18 protein-coding genes are annotated in these 20,400 nt (G+C 63.9%); 4 read left to right on the forward strand and 14 right to left on the reverse strand.

Going from position 1 to position 20,400, the window contains the following annotated elements; genetic code table 11:
• Position 1: 1 nt before the first annotated feature.
• Positions 2-619, reverse strand: coding sequence for a ribosome biogenesis GTP-binding protein YihA/YsxC (yihA, locus tag R3F72_RS11535; protein WP_332779705.1), 618 nt, complete (start codon positions 617-619; stop codon positions 2-4).
• A 337-nt stretch (positions 620-956) separates the two neighbouring features.
• On the opposite strand from yihA, the gene R3F72_RS11540 reads away from it, so the two are divergent.
• Both R3F72_RS11540 and R3F72_RS11545 read left to right on the forward strand, forming a co-directional pair.
• The gene (locus R3F72_RS11540; RefSeq protein ID WP_071230991.1) at positions 957-1,595 is read left to right on the forward strand and encodes a thiol:disulfide interchange protein DsbA/DsbL; all 639 of its coding nucleotides are present in this window, start codon (positions 957-959) and stop codon (positions 1,593-1,595) included.
• 4 nt (positions 1,596-1,599) lie between these two features.
• Positions 1,600-2,421: an endonuclease/exonuclease/phosphatase family protein gene (locus R3F72_RS11545; RefSeq protein WP_071230992.1), complete on the forward strand. Its 822-nt coding sequence runs from the start codon at positions 1,600-1,602 to the stop codon at positions 2,419-2,421.
• An 83-nt stretch (positions 2,422-2,504) separates the two neighbouring features.
• Here the strand turns inward: R3F72_RS11545 and nuoN are convergent, their stop codons facing one another.
• From nuoN to ndhC, 13 genes are all read right to left on the reverse strand, one after another.
• Entirely contained in the window at positions 2,505-3,962 is a 1,458-nt protein-coding gene (gene nuoN / locus R3F72_RS11550) for an NADH-quinone oxidoreductase subunit NuoN (protein ID WP_256961153.1), read from the reverse strand.
• Positions 3,959-5,485 carry an NADH-quinone oxidoreductase subunit M gene (gene nuoM, locus R3F72_RS11555; RefSeq protein ID WP_332779706.1) on the reverse strand — a complete coding sequence of 509 codons (1,527 nt, stop codon included), beginning with the start codon at positions 5,483-5,485 and terminating at the stop codon, positions 3,959-3,961. The genes nuoN and nuoM overlap by 4 nt, the downstream gene beginning before the upstream one ends.
• Positions 5,486-5,577: 92 nt before the next feature.
• On the reverse strand, positions 5,578-7,428 hold the full coding sequence (gene nuoL / locus R3F72_RS11560; protein ID WP_332779707.1) for an NADH-quinone oxidoreductase subunit L: 1,851 nt from the start codon (positions 7,426-7,428) through the stop codon (positions 5,578-5,580).
• On the reverse strand, positions 7,425-7,733 hold the full coding sequence (gene nuoK / locus R3F72_RS11565) for an NADH-quinone oxidoreductase subunit NuoK (RefSeq protein ID WP_075568504.1): 309 nt from the start codon (positions 7,731-7,733) through the stop codon (positions 7,425-7,427). The genes nuoL and nuoK overlap by 4 nt, the downstream gene beginning before the upstream one ends.
• Entirely contained in the window at positions 7,730-8,353 is a 624-nt protein-coding gene (nuoJ, locus tag R3F72_RS11570) for an NADH-quinone oxidoreductase subunit J (RefSeq protein WP_303853997.1), read from the reverse strand. Before nuoJ ends, nuoK begins: the two co-directional genes overlap by 4 nt.
• A 76-nt stretch (positions 8,354-8,429) precedes the next feature.
• A complete protein-coding gene (nuoI, locus tag R3F72_RS11575; protein WP_087718658.1) occupies positions 8,430-8,978 on the reverse strand; it encodes an NADH-quinone oxidoreductase subunit NuoI in 549 nt (182 codons plus the stop codon).
• 11 nt (positions 8,979-8,989) lie between these two features.
• Positions 8,990-9,973, reverse strand: a complete 984-nt coding sequence (gene nuoH, locus R3F72_RS11580; RefSeq protein WP_071230997.1) for an NADH-quinone oxidoreductase subunit NuoH — start codon at positions 9,971-9,973, stop codon at positions 8,990-8,992.
• The gene (gene nuoG, locus R3F72_RS11585) at positions 9,970-12,744 is read right to left on the reverse strand and encodes an NADH-quinone oxidoreductase subunit NuoG (protein WP_332779708.1); all 2,775 of its coding nucleotides are present in this window, start codon (positions 12,742-12,744) and stop codon (positions 9,970-9,972) included. The genes nuoH and nuoG overlap by 4 nt, the downstream gene beginning before the upstream one ends.
• Before the next feature lie 15 nt (positions 12,745-12,759).
• Positions 12,760-14,100, reverse strand: a complete 1,341-nt coding sequence (gene nuoF, locus R3F72_RS11590) for an NADH-quinone oxidoreductase subunit NuoF (protein WP_332779709.1) — start codon at positions 14,098-14,100, stop codon at positions 12,760-12,762.
• 31 nt (positions 14,101-14,131) lie between these two features.
• Complete coding sequence (gene nuoE, locus R3F72_RS11595; RefSeq protein WP_332779710.1) at positions 14,132-14,650, reverse strand: NADH-quinone oxidoreductase subunit NuoE; 519 nt, start codon at positions 14,648-14,650, stop codon at positions 14,132-14,134.
• 30 nt (positions 14,651-14,680) lie between these two features.
• Positions 14,681-16,447 carry an NADH-quinone oxidoreductase subunit C/D gene (gene nuoC / locus R3F72_RS11600; RefSeq protein ID WP_332779711.1) on the reverse strand — a complete coding sequence of 589 codons (1,767 nt, stop codon included), beginning with the start codon at positions 16,445-16,447 and terminating at the stop codon, positions 14,681-14,683.
• 135 nt (positions 16,448-16,582) lie between these two features.
• Positions 16,583-17,260, reverse strand: a complete 678-nt coding sequence (locus R3F72_RS11605; RefSeq protein ID WP_303853990.1) for a NuoB/complex I 20 kDa subunit family protein — start codon at positions 17,258-17,260, stop codon at positions 16,583-16,585.
• Positions 17,261-17,394: 134 nt separating this feature from the next.
• Positions 17,395-17,850: an NADH-quinone oxidoreductase subunit A gene (ndhC, locus tag R3F72_RS11610; RefSeq protein ID WP_332779712.1), complete on the reverse strand. Its 456-nt coding sequence runs from the start codon at positions 17,848-17,850 to the stop codon at positions 17,395-17,397.
• Between the two features lie 259 nt (positions 17,851-18,109).
• On the opposite strand from ndhC, the gene thiD reads away from it, so the two are divergent.
• The gene (thiD, locus tag R3F72_RS11615; protein WP_087718665.1) at positions 18,110-18,931 is read left to right on the forward strand and encodes a bifunctional hydroxymethylpyrimidine kinase/phosphomethylpyrimidine kinase; all 822 of its coding nucleotides are present in this window, start codon (positions 18,110-18,112) and stop codon (positions 18,929-18,931) included.
• A gap of 147 nt (positions 18,932-19,078) precedes the next feature.
• Entirely contained in the window at positions 19,079-20,320 is a 1,242-nt protein-coding gene (locus tag R3F72_RS11620) for a cation:proton antiporter (protein ID WP_087718666.1), read from the forward strand.
• Positions 20,321-20,400: the final 80 nt, after the last annotated feature.

Genomic DNA, 20,400 nt, shown 5'->3' on the forward strand with positions numbered 1-20,400 from the left:
CTCAACTGGCCAACCACCGATCCATCACGCCATACGCCTGATCTAGCCCCTGGCGCTTCAGCGAGGAGAAGAGCTGTACGCTGACCAGGTCTTCCCATTCGGCCAGCCGTTTCCTGACCTGCTGCAGCGACGCCTTGGCCGGCCCCTGCTTCAACTTGTCCGCCTTGGTCAGCAGGATATGCACCGGCAGTTCCCGATCGTCCGCCATCTCGAGCAGCTGGATATCGAAATCGCTGAGCGGATGACGAACGTCCATCAACAGGATCAACCCGCCCAGCGAGCGGCGACGGTGCAGGTAATCGGCGAGATGTGCCTGCCACTCCTTCTTCATCGTCTCCGGCACCTTGGCGTAGCCGTAACCCGGCAGGTCGACGAGCCTGAGCTGGTCGTCGTTCTGCAGCGTGAAGAAGTTGATCAACTGCGTGCGCCCCGGCGTCTTCGAGGTGCGCGCCAGCGCCCGCTGCTGGGTCAGCGCATTGATGGCACTGGACTTGCCGGCGTTGGAGCGCCCCGCGAACGCGACCTCGACGCCTCGATCCGGCGGGCATTTGGCCAGCGTCGGGGCACTGATCAGGAAGGTCGCCGTCTGATAGTTGCGGCGCTCGGGAGTGGCAGTCATGGCAGGCTCGATTATCTTGAGACGGTAACGTCGCGCAGTGTACCACGCGTATTCCACCCAGGATGAGGCGTGACGTTCGGCGCTCCCGAAGGCGGGGCTGCTGCTCGATGCTCCCGCAGACGAGACTTCTGTGCGACGCTCCCAGACGACCGTTTGGCGCCCTACGCTTTTGCGCCCATTTCTGTCAGGCTAAGGGAAACCGGTCGGTAGCAGGCTAGCGAGGGAACCTCACGGTCTTTCAAGGCTCCAACCTCTGTGGCTTTGCCAATCGTCGACCGAAGTTTCATGGAACACGATGTCATCAATAATGATTTTCGATATTCAGGAGCAGTAACGCATGATCAAGTCTTTTATGGCGCTATTGGCCGGACTGACATTCTCGGGCGCAGTGATGGCGGCGGATATCGTCGAAGGTCAGGATTATCAGGTCGTCGACGAGCCGATGAAAACGGACGTGCCGGCGGACCAAATCGAAGTCACCGAAGTGTTCTGGTACGGCTGCCCCCACTGTTATGCGCTGGAAGAGCCGCTCAACGAGTGGGTCGCCCAGCTCCCCGACGACGTCGTCTTCGATCGCATGGCGGCACCGCTGGGCAAGGTGTGGGAACAACATGCCACAGCGTTCTACGCGGCCGAACAGCTCGGCATCGAAGAGAAACTGCGCCAGGACTTTTTCGACGCCATCCACAAGGACGGCCAGCGCCTGACCGACAAGGACGACATTGCCGAGTTCTTCACCGACTACGGTGTCAGCAAGGATGAAGCGCTCAAGGCACTCGACTCCTTCGGCGTGAAGAGCGAGATCCAGCAGGCTTCCGCCAAGATGCGCGGCTACAAGCTGATGGGCGTGCCCGACCTGATCGTCGACGGCCGTTATGTCGTCACGCCCGACTCCGCCGGCTCGCTGGAAAACATGCCCAAGATCGCCAGCGCGCTGATCGAGAAGGTTCGCGAGGAACGCACCGAGAGCGAGTGACGCCATGTCCCTAGCCGCCTCGACACCCGCCAGCGAGGTCGCGCCGACACTGAAACTGCTGACCTGCAATCTGCAGGTCGGCATTCATACCTCGGCCTACCACCACTATTTCACGCGAAGCTGGCAACATCTGCTGCCCCATCCCAAGCGCAGTTCGCGCCTCGATGTCGTGGCCAGTACGCTATCGGCCTACGATATCGTCGGGCTACAGGAGGTCGACGGCGGCAGCTTCCGCTCCAGTCACGTCAATCAGGTGGAATATCTCGCCAAGCGCTCGGCGTTCGATTTCCACTTCCAGCAGCTCAACCGCAACCTGGGGCATGTCGCCCAGCACAGCAACGGTCTGCTGTCGCGTCTGATGCCCAACCGGGTCGACGAGCACCGTCTGCCCGGCATGCGTGGGCGAGGAGCGATTCATGCCCGCTACGGCGAAGGGCCGGACGCCCTGCATGTCTTCGTCGCGCACCTGGCGCTCAGCCAGCGCGGTCGCCTGCGTCAGCTCGACTACCTCGGCGAGATCATCGAGCCGCTGCATCACGTGGTGGTCATGGGCGATCTCAACTGCACGCCGGAGCAGCTGTTGGCGCATCCGCGATTCTGCCGCGCGCTGGACCTCAACCCGCTCAAGCCGCAGCTCAGCTATCCGGCCTGGCAACCCCGCCGGGCGCTGGACCATATTCTGCTGTCGTCATCGCTGAAGGCCGAGCCGCCTCGTGTGCTGGAGGCGATGTTCTCGGATCATCTTCCCATTGCCATGGACATCCATCTGCCGGTTGCCTGCCGGCGAAGCATCGGCCTCGGCGCCGATCGCAGCACGGACACTTGAGATACGACTGAGATACGAAAAAGCGCCTCCGAGGAGGCGCTTTTCATGCCGGAACGAAACGGCCAGCGGTCACCCGCCAGCCATCATCCCGCTACCCAGTTTACCCAGTTGATCATCGGCGTCGGGTAGAGCCCCAGCAGAATGACCAGCGTGGCCACGCCCAGCACCACCATACCGCCGGCCCGTTCGGCCCAATCGTGGGTCGCATCGCGACGCTGCATGCCGGGCTCGTGCAGGAACAGCGTGACCATCACGCGCAGGTAGTAATAGAGCCCGATGGCACTTCCCAGCACTACGCCGCCGACCAGCCACCAGCGATGGGCTTCGACACCCACCGCGATGATGTAGAACTTGCCGATGAAGCCTGCGGTGAACGGAATCCCCGCCAGCGACAGCATCGACACCGTCATTACCGCAGTAAGATAGGGGCGGCGCCAGAACAGGCCGCGGTAGTGGTGCAACGGGCTCGCGTCCGCCGTACCGCCGGTGGCCACGTAGGGGCTCGATACCAGCGTGACGACGCCGAAGGCACCGAGCGTGGTCAGCACGTAGGTGACCAGATAGATCCCCACGGTCTCCACGGCCAGCCCCTCGTTGACCACCAGCGCCACCAGCAGATAGCCGAAATGGGCAATCGACGAGTAGCCCAGCAGGCGTTTGAGATCGTTCTGGGTCAGCGCCAGCAGGTTGCCTACCAGCATGGTGACGACGGCGATGAAGCCGAGCAGGTCGTGCCACCAGTTCTCGTGAAACGCCAGCGTCGACTGGAAGAGCCGCACCAGCACCAGAAACACCGCCACCTTGCTGGCCGTGGCCAGGAATGTCGTTGCCGGCCCGGGCCCGCCCTGATAGACGTCCGGCGTCCACAGATGAAACGGCACGATGGAGAGCTTGAACGCCAGGCCTACCAGGAGCATGCCGGCGCCCGCCAGCAGCCACGGATCGCTGCCGTAGGTCGACAACGCTTCGCCCAGCTCGGCGAAATCCAATGTGCCGGTTATCGCATAGAGCAGCGCCATGCCGAAGAGCAGGAAGGCGGTGGCAGCCGCCGACAGCACCATGTACTTGATACCGCTTTCCAGCGCGCCACGGTCCCGGAAGGTATAGGCAAGCATCCCGAACAGCGGCATCGACAGCAGTTCGATGCCGAAAAACAGCGTCGTCATGTGACGTGCGGAAACCAGTACCAGCCCGCCGGCCGCGGCACTCAGCAGCAGCAGGTAGAATTCGTCCCGCGGACCTTCGTAGCCCTCGAGGTAATGGTGAGCCAGCGTGACGCAGGCCAGCGTCGACATCAGCACCAGCACGCCGCCGAAACGTGACAGATCGTCGACCACCAGTACCGAAGTGACATCGACCGTGCCCAGCGTCCAGCCGAACAGCAACGCCAGCAGCGCCACGTTGAGTCCGACGGCGGTCAGGATCGCGCTCAGCGTGTGGTTGCGCTGCCAGGCGATCGACAGCATCACCACGATCACGGTCAGGCAGACCAGAATCAGCGGAGAAATGGCCAGTAATGCCATCGTGGTAGCGTGGCTCATTGGGCACCTCCCGTCATTGCCCCGGCTTGCTGAACGCTCTGTTGCACGACCTGCATGGCGCCGGCGGAGGTATCCAGCAGCGGCTGGGGATAGATGCCGAAGAACACCACCAGGGCGACGATGCCGAACAGCAGTACCGTCTCGCGTCGATCCAGCCCAGCCAGCGGCGTCTCCTCTCTCGGCGGGCCGTAGTAGACGCGCTGCATGATGAACAGCGAGTAGACGGCAGCCAGGATCAGGCCAACGCTGGCGATGACCACGATCCAGGGTGCGACGCCGAATGCGCCGAACATCACCATGAACTCACCGACGAAATTGGCGGTACCGGGGAGTCCCAGCGACGCCGCCACGAACACCAGCGCGAATCCCGGCAGACCACGGATACGCCCCCACAGGCCGCCCATCTGGCGCATGTCGCGGGTATGCAGACGCTCGTAGAGCTGGCCGGAAAGAATGAACAACCCGGCGGCGGAAAACGCATGCGCCACCATCAGCGCCACCACGCCCTGCAGCGCCAGTTCGGTGCCGGCGTAGATGCCAATCAGCACGAAGCCCATGTGGGAAATACTGGTGTAGGCGATCAGACGTTTCAGGTCCTGCTGGCCGCAGGCGAGGATCGCGCCGTAGAAGATGCCGATCAGGCCCAGTGTCATCGCCACCGGCGCGAAGGCCTGGGACGCTTCCGGGAACAGCGGCAGTGCAAAGCGCAGCATCCCGTAGGCCGCCGTCTTGAGCAGGATACCAGCAAGATCCACGCTACCAGCCGTCGGTGCCTGGGCGTGGGCATCCGGCAGCCAGCCGTGTAGCGGCACCACCGGCAGCTTGACCGCGAAGGCGACGAAGAAGCCGAGCATCAGCCACCAGGCCGTGGTTTCGGACAGCGGCGTGTTCAGCAGGTCCGCATAGGCGAAGGTATACTCGCCGGTCGCGCCGTGATGGGCGAACACCAGCCCCAGGATGGCGATCAGCATCAGCAGGCCGCTGGCCTGGGTATAGATGAAGAACTTGGTGGCCGCGCCGATACGCGAACTGCCCCGGGAGCCGCTGTGACCCCACAGCGCGATCAGGAAATACATCGGTACCAGCATCATTTCCCAGAACAGGAAGAACAGGAACAGGTCGATGGCGAGAAAGACCCCGACCACGCCACCGAGAATCCACAGCAGATTGAGGTGAAAAAAGCCCACCCGCTGCACGATCTCCTTCCACGAGCAGACCACGGCCATGGCGCCGAGCAGCCCGGTCAGCGCGATCATCAGCAGCGACAATCCGTCGATCGCCAGATGCACCTGGATGCCGAAACGCGGAATCCAGTCGGCCTGCCACTCCAGCGTCCAGGCACTGGCGGCCCCTTCCGCCGGCAGGCTGAAGTCGCTGCCGACCCACAGCCCCAGCACCATCGCCAGCTCGAGCAGCATGGTGCCAAGCGCGATCCAGCGTGGCGCCTGGTCGCCGAAGCGTTCGGCCTGCCAGCACAGCAGGCCGCCAATGAAGGGGATCAGTATCAGCCAGACCAGAGTCATGAATCAGCCATCCGCGATAGAGTGAATTCCGTGTGCTCCCGACACGATGTCGCCGAGCCGCCAGCACTGTGCATCGTTCCTGCGCTCATGTGTCAGCCCACCAGCAGGAAGGCAAGCAGCAGCGTCGCCCCCAGCACCATCGACACGGCGTAATGGCGCATCAGCCCCGTCTGGGTCATGCGCAGCCCGTGGTGCGAGGCTCGCGCCAGCCACGGCAGGATATTGCACAGCGAGTTGATCCAGTCGTCTCGATTGACCCTGACCAACCCTTGATAAGGGCGCACGAACAGCCAGTCGTAGAGCGCATCGAAACCCCAGGCGTTGTGCCAGAACGTCCACAGCCGAGCGCCGCGCGGATCTGCCATCCCGCGACGAATCAGGTCGCGCCGACGCTTGAACAGCCAGCCGGCGAACAGTACGCCGCCGACGGCCACGATCATCGCGACGACTTCGAGAATGTGAGTTCCCAGCCCCTCTCCCGCCGGTCCGGGAGGCAACACCTCGTCCAGCGGAGGCGTCAGTTGCGCACCGATCGCGGTCGACATCACGATCAGCACGACCAGCGGTACGCCATGCACCAAGCCCTTGCCAGCGTGGGCGTCGCGGGCGTGATCGCTCTTCGGCGCGCCATGGAAGGTGCCGAGAATCAGGCGCACGGTGTAGATCGAGGTCAGCAGTGCGCCGAACAGACCGGCGAGCATCAGAATGCCGTGGCCGGAAGCGAGTGCCGACACCAGGATGGCGTCCTTGCTGTAGAAGCCAGCCGTGACCAGTGGCAGGGCCGCCAGTGCCGCGCCCCCGACGATGAACCCGGCGTAGGTCAGCGGCAGCTTGCGCCACAGCCCGCCGAGGCGGCGCATGTCCTGCTCGTGATGGGTGCAGATGATTACCGAACCGGCGGAGAGGAACAGCAGCGCCTTGAAGAAGGCATGGATCATCAGGTGGAAGATCGCCGCATCGAACGCGCCGACACCCAGCGCCAGAAACATGTAGCCGATCTGGCTCATGGTCGAATACGCCAGCACGCGCTTGATGTCGGTCTGCGCCAGCGCCGCGAACCCCGCCACCAGCAGCGTCAGCGCGCCGATCACCCCGACCAGCAGCAGCACGTCCGGTGCCAGCAGGAAGATCCCGTTCATGCGTGCGATCAGATAGACGCCTGCGGTGACCATGGTTGCCGCATGGATCAACGCCGACACCGGTGTGGGGCCGGCCATGGCGTCCGCCAGCCAGGTGTGAAGCGGCAGCTGTGCCGATTTGCCGATCGCCCCGCCGAGCAGCATCAGCGCCGCGAGCTGCGGCATCAGGCTGCCCTCGCTCCAGATCTCCGGCGCGCGCGCCAGCAGCGTCTGGATATTGAGCGAGCCGAGCTCGACATAGAGCAGGAACATGCCGATCGCCAGGAACACGTCGCCGGTACGCGTGATGACGAACGCCTTGAAGGCCGCCCAACCGTTGGCTGACGTACGGTAGTAGTAGCCGATCAGCAGATAGCTGCAGAGCCCCACCCCTTCCCAGCCGAAGTAGAGCAGCAGCAGGTTATCACCCAGCACCAGCAGGATCATGCTGAACACGAACAGGTTCATGTGGCAGAAGAAGCGGGTCACGCCCTCCTCGCCGCGCATGTACCAGGCCGCGAACAGGTGGATGAAGAAACCGACGCCGGTGATGACGCCAAGCAGCGTCAGCGACAGGCCATCGAGCATCAGCCCCATGGTGGGCTGGAAATCCCCCACCGTGATCCAGTGCCAGAGCGTCAGCGTCTGCGCCGACTGGCCGTGGTCGTAGAAATCGATCCCGACCCACAGCGTGCATAGCGCCGCCAGGCCGATCGAAGCGACACCGATGGTGGCGCTGGCCCGCTCGGAGAGCCGGCCGAACGAGAGCGCCAGGATCAACGATCCCAGCAGCGGGAAGACGAAGGTGAGGGTAAGTAGATTCATCCGCGCAACCTGCCAGCCGCATCGATATCGAGAGTCTTGAAGCGCCGATAGAGCTGCATCAACAGCGCCAGCCCCACGCTCGCCTCGGCCGCTGCCAGCGTGATGATCATCAGAAACATCACCTGGCCGTCGGCCTGGTGCCAATGAGTGCCGCCGACGATGAACGCCAGGCCGGCGGCGTTCATCATGATCTCTAGGCTCATCAGCACGAACAGCATGTTGCGCCGCGTCATCAGCCCGGCCAGCCCCAGCACGAACAGGATCGCCGCCAGCCACAGGCCGTGTTCTACCGGAATGCCCGTCATGCCTTGCCCTCCTGCGTGCGGTTCTGTTCACGTGTATTGACCGGGGTTTCACGGACCGGCGCGGCATCCGCCTGGGCCTGCTCGTTGAGCTCGCGCTGGCGCTCGCGGGCCAGATCGGCTTCATCGTGCGCTTCGCTGCGGCCCAGATGAGACGCCGCCACCAGCGCCGCCAGCAGCAGCATGGCGGCCAGCTCGACGATGACCAGATAGGGGCCGAACAGCGAGATCCCCACCATTTTGGCCGTCAGCGTCTCGCCACTGATGCTGCCTTCGTAGTCGCCGCTGGCCAGCGTGACGATCATCACGATCAGCAACACCGCTGTCAGCACCGCGGGCCCCACCCACGCCTTGGGCTGGAGCCAGGCACGCTCCTGCTCCACCGCCGACTCGCCGAGATTGAGCATCATCACCACGAACACGAACAGCACCATGATCGCCCCGGCGTAGACGATGATCTCGAGCGCCCCAGCAAACGGCGCACCGAGGGCGAAGAACACCATCGCCACCGCGATCAGCGACACGATCAGATAGAGCAGCGCGTGAACCGGGTGCGTACCCGTCACCACGCGAAGGGTGGCGAGAATCGCGACCAGCCCACTCAAGTAAAACGCGATTTGCATGCTTCTCTCCCAGCAAACGGCTTCGAACCGCAACCTGCACGTTGGCGCCGAAGTTCCGGCGCAGCGATGCCGTGACTCATGGCATCAACGACTTGACGTCGATCGGCTCGGCCTCGTTCTGCGCCTCGCCCTTGTCCTTGCCCGCGATCGACAGGCCCGCCACACGATAGAAATTGGTGCTGTGATCCTTGCCCGGGCCATCGATCAGCAGGTCCTGCTTTTCGTAGACCAGCTCCTGACGCCGAAACTCGCTCATCTCGAAATCCGGGGTCAACTGAATCGCCGAGGTCGGGCAGGCCTCCTCGCACATGCCGCAGAAGATGCAGCGCGAGAAGTTGATGCGAAAGAACTCCGGATACCAGCGCCCGTCCTCTTTCTCGCCCTTCTGCAGCGAGATGCAGGCCACCGGACACGCCACCGCACACAGGTTGCAGGCGACACAGCGCTCCTCGCCGTCCGGGTCGCGGGTCAGCACGATGCGCCCGCGATAGCGCGGCGGCAGATAGACCTGCTCTTCCGGATACTGCAGCGTCTCGCGCTTGCGCCAGCTGTGGGAGAAAACCATCCACAGCGTGCGCAACTGCGTGCCGGTGCCGTTGATGATCTTGCGGATCTGATCAAGCATCGATGATCCCCTTAGACGCCCGGATCGATGAGCAGAATCATCGCCCCGGTGATCAATAGATTGACGAGTGTCAGCGGTAGACACACCTTCCAGCCGAAGCTCATGACCTTGTCGTAGCGCGGTCTCGGCAATGCCGCCCGCAACAGCACGAACAGGATGACGAAGAACACCGTCTTGAGCAGGAACCAGACGATCGGCGGCAGCAATGGCCCGTGCCAGCCGCCGAAGAACAGCGTCACCAGCAGCGCCGAGATCAGCACGATGCCGATGTACTCGCCGACGAAGAACATGCCCCACTTCATGCCGGAATATTCGATGTGGTAACCGTCGGCCAGCTCCTGTTCGGCCTCGGGCTGATCGAACGGATGGCGGTGGGTCACCGCGATGCCGGCGATGACGAAGGTGCAGAAGCCGAAGAACTGCGGAATGATGAACCAGACGTTCTCCTGCGCGTTGACGATGTCGCGCATGTTGAACGAGCCGGTCATGGCGACGATGCCCATCACCGCCAGGCCCATGAACACTTCGTAGGAAAGGGTCTGGGCAGAGGCGCGCAGCGCACCGAGCAGTGCGTACTTGTTGCCGCTGGCCCAGCCCGCGAACAGCACGGCGTAGACGTTGATGCCAGCCATCGCGAAGAAGAACAAAATACCGATGTTGAGATCCGCCACGCCCCAGCCGGGGGTGATCGGAATGACCATGAACGAGAGCAGCAGCGAGGCCATGGCGATCGCCGGCGCCAGCACGAAGAAGGTGCGGTCGGCGAACGGCGGGATCCAGTCTTCCTTGAAGAAGATCTTGAGCATGTCCGCCGCGATCTGCAAAAGCCCGAACGGCCCTACCCGGTTGGGGCCGTAGCGGTCCTGCCACAGGGCCAGCAGGCGCCGCTCGATCATGCTCAGCAAAGCACCGGAAACGACCACGACCAGCAGAATCACCACGGCCTGGAGCATCGCGATCAATGTCGCTTCGACTTGAGGCGTCCACCAGCTCATGGGCGCACCTCCTCAACCGAAGCCTGACGCTCCCCACCGGCCCGGGTGATACGCCCCCACCGCGTGGCGCCCGGGGTCAGCGCGCCGGTGACCTCCTGAATCGTGCCGCCTGGCAACCCGATCATGCCTTTCGGCATTCCCGCGCTGAGCCGCGCCGGCAGGTCGAAGGTAGCACCGTCCAGCGAAATCGAGACCACGTCGCCCGCGGCAACGCCGAGTCGCGCCGCATCGGCTTCGCTCAACGCCACCTGCGGAACCGCCATGCGCTCGCGGATCGGTTCGGCACGACGCGACATCTCGTCGCCACCGAACAGCTGCGGCAGATCGATTATCTGCCATTCATCCGCGCGCGGCGTGAAGGCGGCGGGGATCTCGGTGCAGTAGTCGCCACTGGCCACCGGCGCCGTGAACAGCCGCTTGCCCGGATCGCCGGCGCGCAGGTGCCCACCGACTTCGTCCTGGAACTTGTTCCAGGCCTGAGGCGAGTTCCAGCCCGGCGCCCAGGCAAAGGCGACATCGCGGCGCGGTTCCTGATAGCCCGCGTAGCCCTCCATCGAGAAGGCGAACGGTGTATCGAGATCCACTGGTGCCCGCGGCTCGTTGACGTTGAGGTTGGCGCGCATCGCGGTACGGCCGCTGTAGCGGTGCGGCTCACGGGCGAGCTTCAGGCCGTGGATCCGGAACATCGCTTCCGGCGTATTCTGGTGCAGCGGCGCCAATGCCGGCGCGTCCTCGGCCACCGCCTGGGTCAGGTCGTCGAGCAGAATCGTCTCCACCGGCTGACGATCCAGTGTCGCATGCAGGGCATGCAACCAGCGCCAGCTTTCCCGGATACGGGTATCCGGGCGCATGTAGCTGGGATCGAAGACCTGATAGAAGCGCTGCGCTCGCCCTTCCAGACTGACCAGCGTACCGTCGCTTTCGGCGAAGGTGCCGGCCGGCAGGCCGATATCGGCGCGCTCCCAGGTCGGCGTACGCTGATGATCGATCGTAACGACCGCCGTCGCTCTCGCGAGCGCGCTGTCCACGCGCGCCGCCGGCAGCCGGGTATAGAGATCGTTCTCAAGGATCACCACGCCGTCGGCATTACCTGTATCGAGCTGCTCCAGCGCCCAGTCGAGGGACTCGCCGCCGAGCAGCCCGAGCCCGACGCTATTGGCTTCGCGGCGAACGAGGGTCAGGCTGGCGTCCGCCTTCTGGCGCCGTGCCAGGGCGCGGGCGACATTGCCGGCCGCTTCGAGAATCGCCATCGAGCCCAGCGACTCGCCGGCGATGACCAACGGCTTCTTCGCCGCCATCAGCGCATCGGCGATACCTTCGACCAGTCGCGACGTGGCGTCGTCGAGCCCGTCGACGGCCGGCGCGGTGGGGTCGAGAGCGCGCGCCACGGCGAACCCGAGACGGGCGATGTCGTCGGGTGCGGCGCGCTCGGCGCGGGTTGCGATGCCGTCGAGCTTGGTCACGTCCGGCGTGGCCAGGAACAGCGGATGGCCGGCATCCTGTGCGATGGTCTTCACCGCTTCGGCGTTCCACTCGGGAATGCCGCGTGCCGCGCCCAGCTCGGCGCCCTTGCCACGGACCGCCTGACGCACCGAGAGCGCGATGCGGGCGGCGCTCTGGATCAGATCTTCGCCGAGCACCAGAATCGCGTCGCACTGTTCGATCTCGCGCAGGCTCGGCGTCGCCAGCCCCGTCTCGCGATTGAGCGCTTCCATCCGGCGGATTCGCGCCAGTTCGCCGGCTTCGATGCCGGTGGAGAAGTTGTCCGCGCCGACCAGCTGGCGCAGCCGATGGTTGCTCTCTAGGCTGGCCCGGGGCGAACCGATACCGACGATCCGTCTGGCACCGCGCAGCGCATCGGCGGCACGGTCCAGCGCCTCGTCGACTTCCATGGTGCGCGCTTCACCACCGGTCTCCCGGCATTCGGGGCGTGTCGGTCGATCCTTGCGGTTGACGTAGCCATAGCCGAAACGGCCGCGGTCGCAGAGGAAATAGCCGTTGACGTCGCCGTTGTAGCGATTCTCGATCCGACGGATATCGCCGTAGCGCTCGCCGGGGCTGATGTTGCAGCCCGACGCGCACTGGTGGCAGACGCTCGGCGCGAACTGCAGGTCCCATTTGCGGGTGTAGTGATCGGAGTGGGTCTGGTCGGTGAACACGCCGGTGGGGCAGACTTCGGTCAGGTTGCCGGAGAACTCGCTCTCCAGCGTGCCGTCGGTGACGCGGCCGAAGTAGACGTTGTCGTGCGCGCCGAAGGCGCCCAGATCCTCGCCGCCGGCATAGTCCTGATAGAACCGGGTGCAGCGATAGCACGTAATGCAGCGATTCATCTCGTGAGCGATGAACGGGCCGAGATCCTGATTGCGATGGGTCCGCTTGCGGAAGCGATAACGACGGCGATCGTGGCCCGTCATCACCGTCATGTCCTGCAGATGACAGTGGCCGCCTTCTTCGCACACCGGGCAATCGTGCGGGTGGTTGACCATCAGCCACTCGATCACCGTCTGGCGGAAGGCCTTGGCCTCCTCGTCGGCGATGGAGATGTAGGCGTCGTCCTTGACCGGCGCCATGCAGGACATCACCAGCATGCCGCGGGTGTCATCGGCGTCCTTGTACTGTTTCACCGCACACTGACGGCAGGCGCCGACGCTGCCCATCGCCGGATGCCAGCAGAAATAGGGAATATCCAGCCCCAGCGAAAGGCAGGCGTGGAGCAGGTTGTCGCTGTCTTCGACTTCGTAGTCGTTGCCGTCGACGTGAATGGTGGCCATGGCGTCGAACTCCTCCTACACGCTGCCGACCGGGATCGGGTCCGCGTGCGCTTCACCCTTGGACCGGGTGATGCCACGCTCGAACTCGTCACGGAAATAATGAATCGCGGATGCCAGCGGCATCGCCGCCCCCGGCGCGTGGGCGCAGAAGGTCTTGCCGGGCCCAAGGTCGCGGGCCATCTGCTCGAGCAGCTCGATATCGCCGGACTCGCCCTCGCCCGCCTCCAGCGCGCGCAGCAGCTTGACGCTCCACGGCAGGCCGTCGCGGCAAGGGGTACACCAGCCGCAGGATTCGCGGGCGAAGAACTCTTCGAGATTACGGGTCAGCGACACCATGCTCTGATTGTCGGCGACGACGGTCAGCAGCCCGGTGCCCATGCGACTGCCGACCTTGCCGATGGTATCGAAATCGAGCGCCAGCTCGAGGTGTTCCGGCAGCAGGAAACCGGTACTGCCCCCGCCGGGCAGCCAGCTCTTGAGCGTCAGCCCATCGCGCATGCCGCCGGCGAGCTCGAGGATCCGGTTGCCGGTGGTCCCCATCGGCAGTTCCCACAGGCCGGGATTGTTGACCTTGCCGGAGACCCCGTAGAGCTTGGTGCCGCCATCGCTGCTGAGATCGCCGGAGAGCGCCTGGAACCAGTCGGCGCCGTGATTGACGATGCCCGGCACGTTGCACAGCGTTTCGACGTTGTTGACTACCGTCGGCAGCCCCCAGGCGCCGGACTGACCGGGAAACGGCGGCTTGGCCCGCGGATTGGCGCGCTTGCCTTCCAGCGAGTTGATCAAGGCGGTCTCTTCACCGCAGATATAGCGGCCGGCCCCGGTATGAAGGGCGATGTCGAAATCCCAGCCGCTACCGCGCACGTCCGAACCCAGCCAGCCATCGGCGCGGGCATCGGCCAGGGCGCGCTGTATCGAGGCGGCGGCGCGATGATATTCACCACGCAGGAAGATGTACCCCTGCTTCGAACGGTTGGCGAAGCCGGCCAGGATCATGCCCTCGATCAGCAGGTGAGGCTGCTGCTCCATCAGCAGGCGATCCTTGAACGTGCCCGGCTCCATCTCGTCGGCGTTACAGACGATGTAGCCGCGCGGGACGTCCTCGCCTTTCATCGTCAGGCTCCACTTGAAGCCCGCCGAGAAGCCGGCGCCGCCGCGACCGCGCAGGTTGGCGGTCTTCACTTCTTCGGTCAGCGACTCGTAGGTGTGCTGCTCGAGCGCCTTGGTGACCGCATCATAGCCTTGCGTGCCGCGGTACTCGTCGAGCAGCACCGGGGATTGGTCGTCGTGCAGGCGCCAAGTCAGCGGATGGGTCTCGGCGCGACGCTCGCTGGCGGATTGCAGAATACGGCTCATGTCTCTTTCCCCCGCGTCATGCGCATCAAGGTCATGAGTAGGCCTCCAGCAGACGGGGAATCTCGTCCGGCGTCACCGGGCCATGCAGATCCTCGCCGATCAGAATCGTGGGCCCCCGATCGCAGGCGCCGAGACAGCACACCGGCAGCAGCGTGAAGCGTCCGTCCGCCGTGGTCTGGCCCATCTGGATACCCAGGTGCGCGATGAAAGCGTCACGCAGCTCCTCGTAATCGGTCAGGAAACAGGAGCTGCTGTCGCAGATCAGGATGACGTGACGGCCGACCGGCTGGCGGAAGATCAGGCTGTAGAAGGTCGCCACGCCCTCGACGTCGGCGATGCGGATGCCCAGCGTCTCGGCAATCGCCGGAATCGCGCCGTCCGGCACGTGGCCATGACGCTTCTGCACGATCTTGAGCGCTTCGATACTCGCCGCCTGCGGATAGGGGTAGTGTGCCCGCTCCTCGAGAATGGCCTCGCGATCGGCAGGGTCGAGCGCAAACGCATCGCTGGCGATCGTCGCGGCGGTAGAACTGGCGGTTGTCTGATTCATGTTCGTCTCCAACGTCCTTACCGGCCTCGTTCAGCGATCCACGTCGGCCATGACGAAATCGATACTGCCCAGGTGAGCGATCAGGTCCGGCACGAAGCCGCCGCGCATCACGGCAGGAATCTGCTGCAGATGCGGGAAGCTGGGCGTACGAATACGCGTGCGATAGCTCATGGTGCTGCCGTCGCTGGTCAGGTAGTAACTGTTGATGCCCTTGGTCGCCTCGATCATCTGCATCGACTCGGCGGCCGGCAGCACGGGGCCCCAGGAGACCTGCAGGAAGTGCGTGATCAGCGTCTCGATGTGCTGGAGCATCTTTTCCCGCGGCGGGGGCGTGGTCAGCGGATGGTCGGCCTTGTAATCGCCCGCCGGCATGTGGTCGATGCACTGCTGAAGAATGCGCACGCTCTGGCGCATCTCCTCGATGCGCAGCATGCCGCGATCGAAGGCATCGCCGTTGACGGCCGTCGGCACCTCGAAGTCGAAGTTCTCGTAGCCGGAGTAGGGGCGCTTCTTGCGCAGATCGAAGTCCAGCCCGGTGGCGCGCAGATTGGGGCCGGTGACCCCCCAGTCGAGCGCCTGCTGGGTATCGAAGGCGGCGACGTGCTTGGTGCGGTCGCGCACGATGGCGTTTTCCATCATCGCCTTCTCGTATTCGGCCAGACGCTTGGGCATCCAGTCGACGAACCCCTGGACCAGCTTGTCCCACCCGTTGGGCAGGTCATGGGCCGTGCCGCCGATGCGATACCACGCCGGGTGCATGCGGAAGCCGGTGATCGCCTCGATCACTTCGTAGGCTTTCTGGCGGTCGGTGAAGGTGAAGAACACCGGCGTCATCGCGCCGAGGTCCTGCAGATAGGTCCCGAGGAACAGCAGGTGGCTGTTGATGCGGAACATCTCTGCCATCATGACCCGGATCGTCCTGGCCCGATCCGTCACGGTAATGCCGGCCAGCTTCTCAACCGCCAGCACGTAGGGCAGGTTGTTCATCACCCCGCCGGTGTAGTCGATGCGATCCGTGTAAGGGATGAAGCTGTGCCAGGACTGGCGCTCGGCCATCTTCTCGGCGCCGCGATGGTGGTAGCCGATGTCCGGCACGCAGTCGACGACCTCTTCACCGTCGAGCTGGAGCACGATGCGGAAGGCGCCATGAGCCGAGGGGTGGTTGGGACCGAGGTTGAGGAACATGAACTCGGTCTCTTCGCCTTCGCGCTTCATGCCCCACTGGGCCGGGTCGAAGCGCAGCGCCTCCTGCTCGACCTCCTGCCCTTTCACCGTCAGCGTGTAGGGATCGAACTCGGTGGCGCGGGCGGAGTAGTCCTTGCGCAGCGGATGGCCGGTCCAGGTCGGCGGCATCATGATCCGGGTCAGGTGCGGGTGGCCGGCAAAGTCGATGCCGAACAGGTCGAACACCTCGCGCTCGTACCAGTTGGCATTGACGAAAATGTCACTGATCGAGGGCAGCGTCAGATCCCGTTCGTGCAGCGCGACCTTGATCATCAGGTCAGCGTTCCGTTCGACCGACAGCAACTGGTAGAAGACGGTGAAGTCCGCGGGCGGCAGGCCACGACGATGGGTCCGCAAGCGTTCGTCGACCGCGCTCAGGTCAAACAGCATCGAGAAGGGCCCGGTCACGCGGCGCAGATACGCGAGGACATCGCGTAGATGCTCTCGCGCCACCCAGATCACCGGCATGCCGGTCAGGGTATCCTGCGGGGTAAAGGCGGCTTCCCCGAAATGTTGCGCCAGTTCGGCCACGACGTCGGCCGAGCCGGCGGCATGGGAAGCGCTGGAAGTCATCGTGCTCTCGTTTTGAAAAGCGCCGTTTTGAGAATCATCGGCTGCAGTCATGGCTGGCGGCCCCCGGTGCGAAAATCAATGGTCGAGAACGACCACAAGAATCAATGGCAAAGGACGATCGATGCGGTCGGTCGTCTAGACGCCATCCGGGGTTCGCAGCTCCTTGACCGCGATACGGCGGTCGCGATGCTTTTCGCGTTGCGAGGGCATCTCGGCGCGATAGACGCCCTGATCTCCGACCACCCAGGAGAGCGGGCGTCGCTCCTCCTGAATCGAGTCCTGCAGCAGCTGGAGGCCCTGCAGGAATGCTTCCGGGCGCGGCGGGCAACCGGGTACGTAGACGTCCACGGGCAGGAACTTGTCGACGCCCTGGACGACGGAATAGATATCGTACATGCCACCGGAATTGGCACACGATCCCATCGAGATCACCCATTTGGGTTCGAGCATCTGGTCGTACAACTGCTGGATGACGGGCGCCATCTTGATGAAGCAGGTGCCGGCGATGACCATGAAGTCGGCCTGGCGCGGAGAGGCACGAATCACTTCCGCCCCGAAACGGGCAACGTCATGGGGCGCGGTAAATGCCGTGGTCATTTCCACGTAGCAACAGGAGAGGCCGAAGTTGTAGGGCCACAACGAGTTCTTGCGCCCCCAGTTCACGGCCGAATGAAGCACGTCCTCGAGCTTGCCCATGAAGACATTGCGATGAATCTGCTGCTTCATCGGATCGTCGACAAGCTCGCGTTGGCCGAGGGGATAGCGATCAGCCGCGGAATCGCCTCCCTCCGCACGGGTCAGGGTGTACTGCATAGTGAGCCTCAACAAACCAGATAGAAAAACGGTCGGGGAAGCGCTGGTCGGTCACGAAGGCCAGACTCCCATCATGATCTTTTTGGCGATCGCCATCGCGATCCAGCATGCCGGATTCGACGCGCCTTTTTCTTTCAGCGTGCACGGCGGTCGACGCCCGGCACAGCAGCCAGCTCACGCGCTCTCGACGCGTCTTCGCGCCCTCGCTTGCGTGGCGCCCAGTCGAGAGCCCCGACGCGGGCGTCATACACCAAGCCGGCCAACAGAATGAGAATGAACACCGCCGCTGCCACGAATCCCGTCCAGCCAACTTCACGTACGGAAACGGCCCAGCCGAACAGGTAAACGGCTTCGATGTCGAAAATGACGAACAGCATGGCAACGAGATAGAACTTGACCGAGAACCGTTGACGCGCTGAGCCGGCGCCAACGATGCCGGATTCGAAAGGGAGGGACTTGCTGCGACCCTGACTGCGCCCACCGAGCAGGCTGGCAGCGCCGATCATCAAACCGCAAAGTGCAACCACGGCCACCACGAACAAACCGGTAGCCCAATAACTGGCAATCCATGCGGTGACCGGATCGGACATGCATCCCTCGCAGAAGTGATGGAACCTGAATGCAGTGAAAACAACCAAACTGACAGTTTCGTAAGTTTACGAGTTTACACGACTGATAGTTGATAGCAAGCCTGCTAATTAGTCCTATTGCAGTCTGTCAGAAAATCTGGCGGCCCCCGTAACAGCCTCACCTCACCAGCCTATATCATGCGGAAACGCCTTTGCCATTGGGCAATGGCAGCATCTTGTCTTAGGCTAGACGCTTTCCCGTCGCTTGCAATGTCCTCACATGGTTTCTCACTCGATTCCCAACGCCTTGACGATCGCCGGATCGGACCCTTCCGGTGGTGCAGGTCTACAGGCTGATATCAAGACGTTCTCGGCCCTCGGCGTGTACGCCACCAACGTGATCACGGCTGTGATTGCACAGAATACGCGCGGGGTGGCAGCCGTCGAGCCAGTATCGGTGACGCTGATTCGCACCCAGTTGGACAACCTGCTCGACGACGTCGAGATCGACGCGGTCAAGATCGGCATGGTCGCCAGCCGCGAGGTGGCGGGGACGATTGCCGAAGCGCTGACACGACGCCGCCCGCGCTGGATCGTGCTCGATCCGGTGATGGTCGCCAAGAGCGGCGACCGACTGGTAGACGACGAAGGGTTGCGCGCGGTGCGGGATGTTCTGGTCCCCCTGGCCGACGTGATCACCCCCAACCTGCCGGAAGCCGCCGCGCTGCTTGGCACCGAGACGCCCCGCACCCTCGCCGACATGGAGGCGATGGTCGGTGATCTTGCGGCGCTGGGGGCACCCTATGGCCTGCTGAAAGGCGGCCATCTACCGCTGGAACGCTGCCCGGATCTGCTGTGGATGCCAAATGACAGACGCTGGCTGGATGCGCCGCGCCTGCCGACGCGCAACCTTCACGGTGCCGGCTGCGGCCTCTCCTCGGCGATTGCCGCCTGCCTTGCGCACCTGCCGCCAGAGAAGGCCGATGTCGACGGTGCCATCGAAGCGGCCAAGCAATGGTTGCATCAGGCCTTGATGGCTAGCGAGCGCCTCGATGTAGGGCAAGGCAAAGGGCCACCGCATCATTTTCATGCCTGGTGGTGATCTGCATTAAACGCGAGCTTTCGACATCTCCCCTAACAGTCGTGAACTTCTCGTTCGTGGTCCATAGTATGTGACTGCTTCGCCATCTGCCGGGAAGGATCCCGGCTCCCACATAGTGAGATGGAGAGATAGGGAGATCGAGTCTGGATGGACCCCCACATCATTGTTCTGGGCGGCCTGGGTGTGCTGATACTGCTGGTCGCCTGGGTGCCGACGTTAACACCGAAACTGCCGCTGTCATTGCCGATCATCTGCATCGGTATCGGTTTCGCCCTGTTCTCTCAGCTCGGCGCGGAGGGATTGCAGCCCAGAGAACACGTCAGGACGCTCGAGATACTCACGGAACTCACGGTGATCATTTCGCTGGCCGGCGCCGGGCTGAAGATCGACGACCCGCTGAAATGGCGTCATTGGACGGACACGCAGCGTCTCCTGGGTATCACCATGCCGCTGACCATCGGCGGCATTGCCGCGCTGGGCGCCTACTACCTGGGCCTGCCGTGGGAAACCGCGCTACTGATCGGCGCCGTGATCGCGCCGACCGACCCGGTGCTGGCCGCCGACGTCCAGGTCGGCCCGCCGAGTTCCGGCCCCGGCGACAAGGTGCGCGCCAGCCTGACCTCGGAAGCCGGCCTCAATGATGGCCTGGCATTTCCGTTCACCTATCTGGCGATCGCCGTAGCCATCAACGGCACCTCGCCCGGCGCGTGGACATGGGACTGGTTCACCATGGACGTGTTGTGGCGGATCACCGCAGGCGTCGCGGCGGGCTGGTTCTTTGGCTGGCTGCTGGGGCTGCTGATGTTCCGGTCGGGGCGTATGTCTCTCGCCAGCACCGGGCAAGGCTTCGTCGCCCTGGGTGGCACTTTCGTCACCTATGCCGGCGCAGAAGCGATCCACGGCTACGGCTTCATCGCCGTGTTCGTTGGCGCGCTGGCCCTGCGCAGTACCCAGGAAGAAGCCCACGACTATCACGTGCGCCTGCACGATTTCACCGAAGAGATCGAACGGCTGCTGATGATGTTCCTGCTGGTGCTGTTCGGCGGCAGCCTGGCCGGGCCGCTGCTCGATGGCCTGACCTGGCCGATGGCGGTGGCCGGGCTGGTGATCCTGTTCGTGATCCGGCCACTGGCCGGCATGATCGGGCTGATCGGCTCAAAGATGAAGTCGAGGGAAAAGGCGGTGGTCAGCCTGTTCGGGATCCGTGGCGTGGGCTCGTTCTATTACCTCGCCTACGCCAGCAGCAAGGCGGAATTCGGCGAGCTCGACAGCGCCTGGACGCTGGTCAGCTTCCTGGTATTGGCCTCCATCCTCTTCCACGGCATGACCGCCGGGCCGATCATGCTCTGGCTGGACCGGCGCCGCGAGGCAGCACGGCAACGCTCGTAGCTCGTAGCTCGTAGCTCGTAGCTCGTGGCTCGTGGCTCGTGGCTCGTGGCTCGTGGCTCGTGGCTCGTGGCTCGTGGCTC

The organism is Salinicola sp. 4072, from assembly GCF_036663415.1.
GTDB lineage: Bacteria > Pseudomonadota > Gammaproteobacteria > Pseudomonadales > Halomonadaceae > Salinicola > Salinicola salarius_A.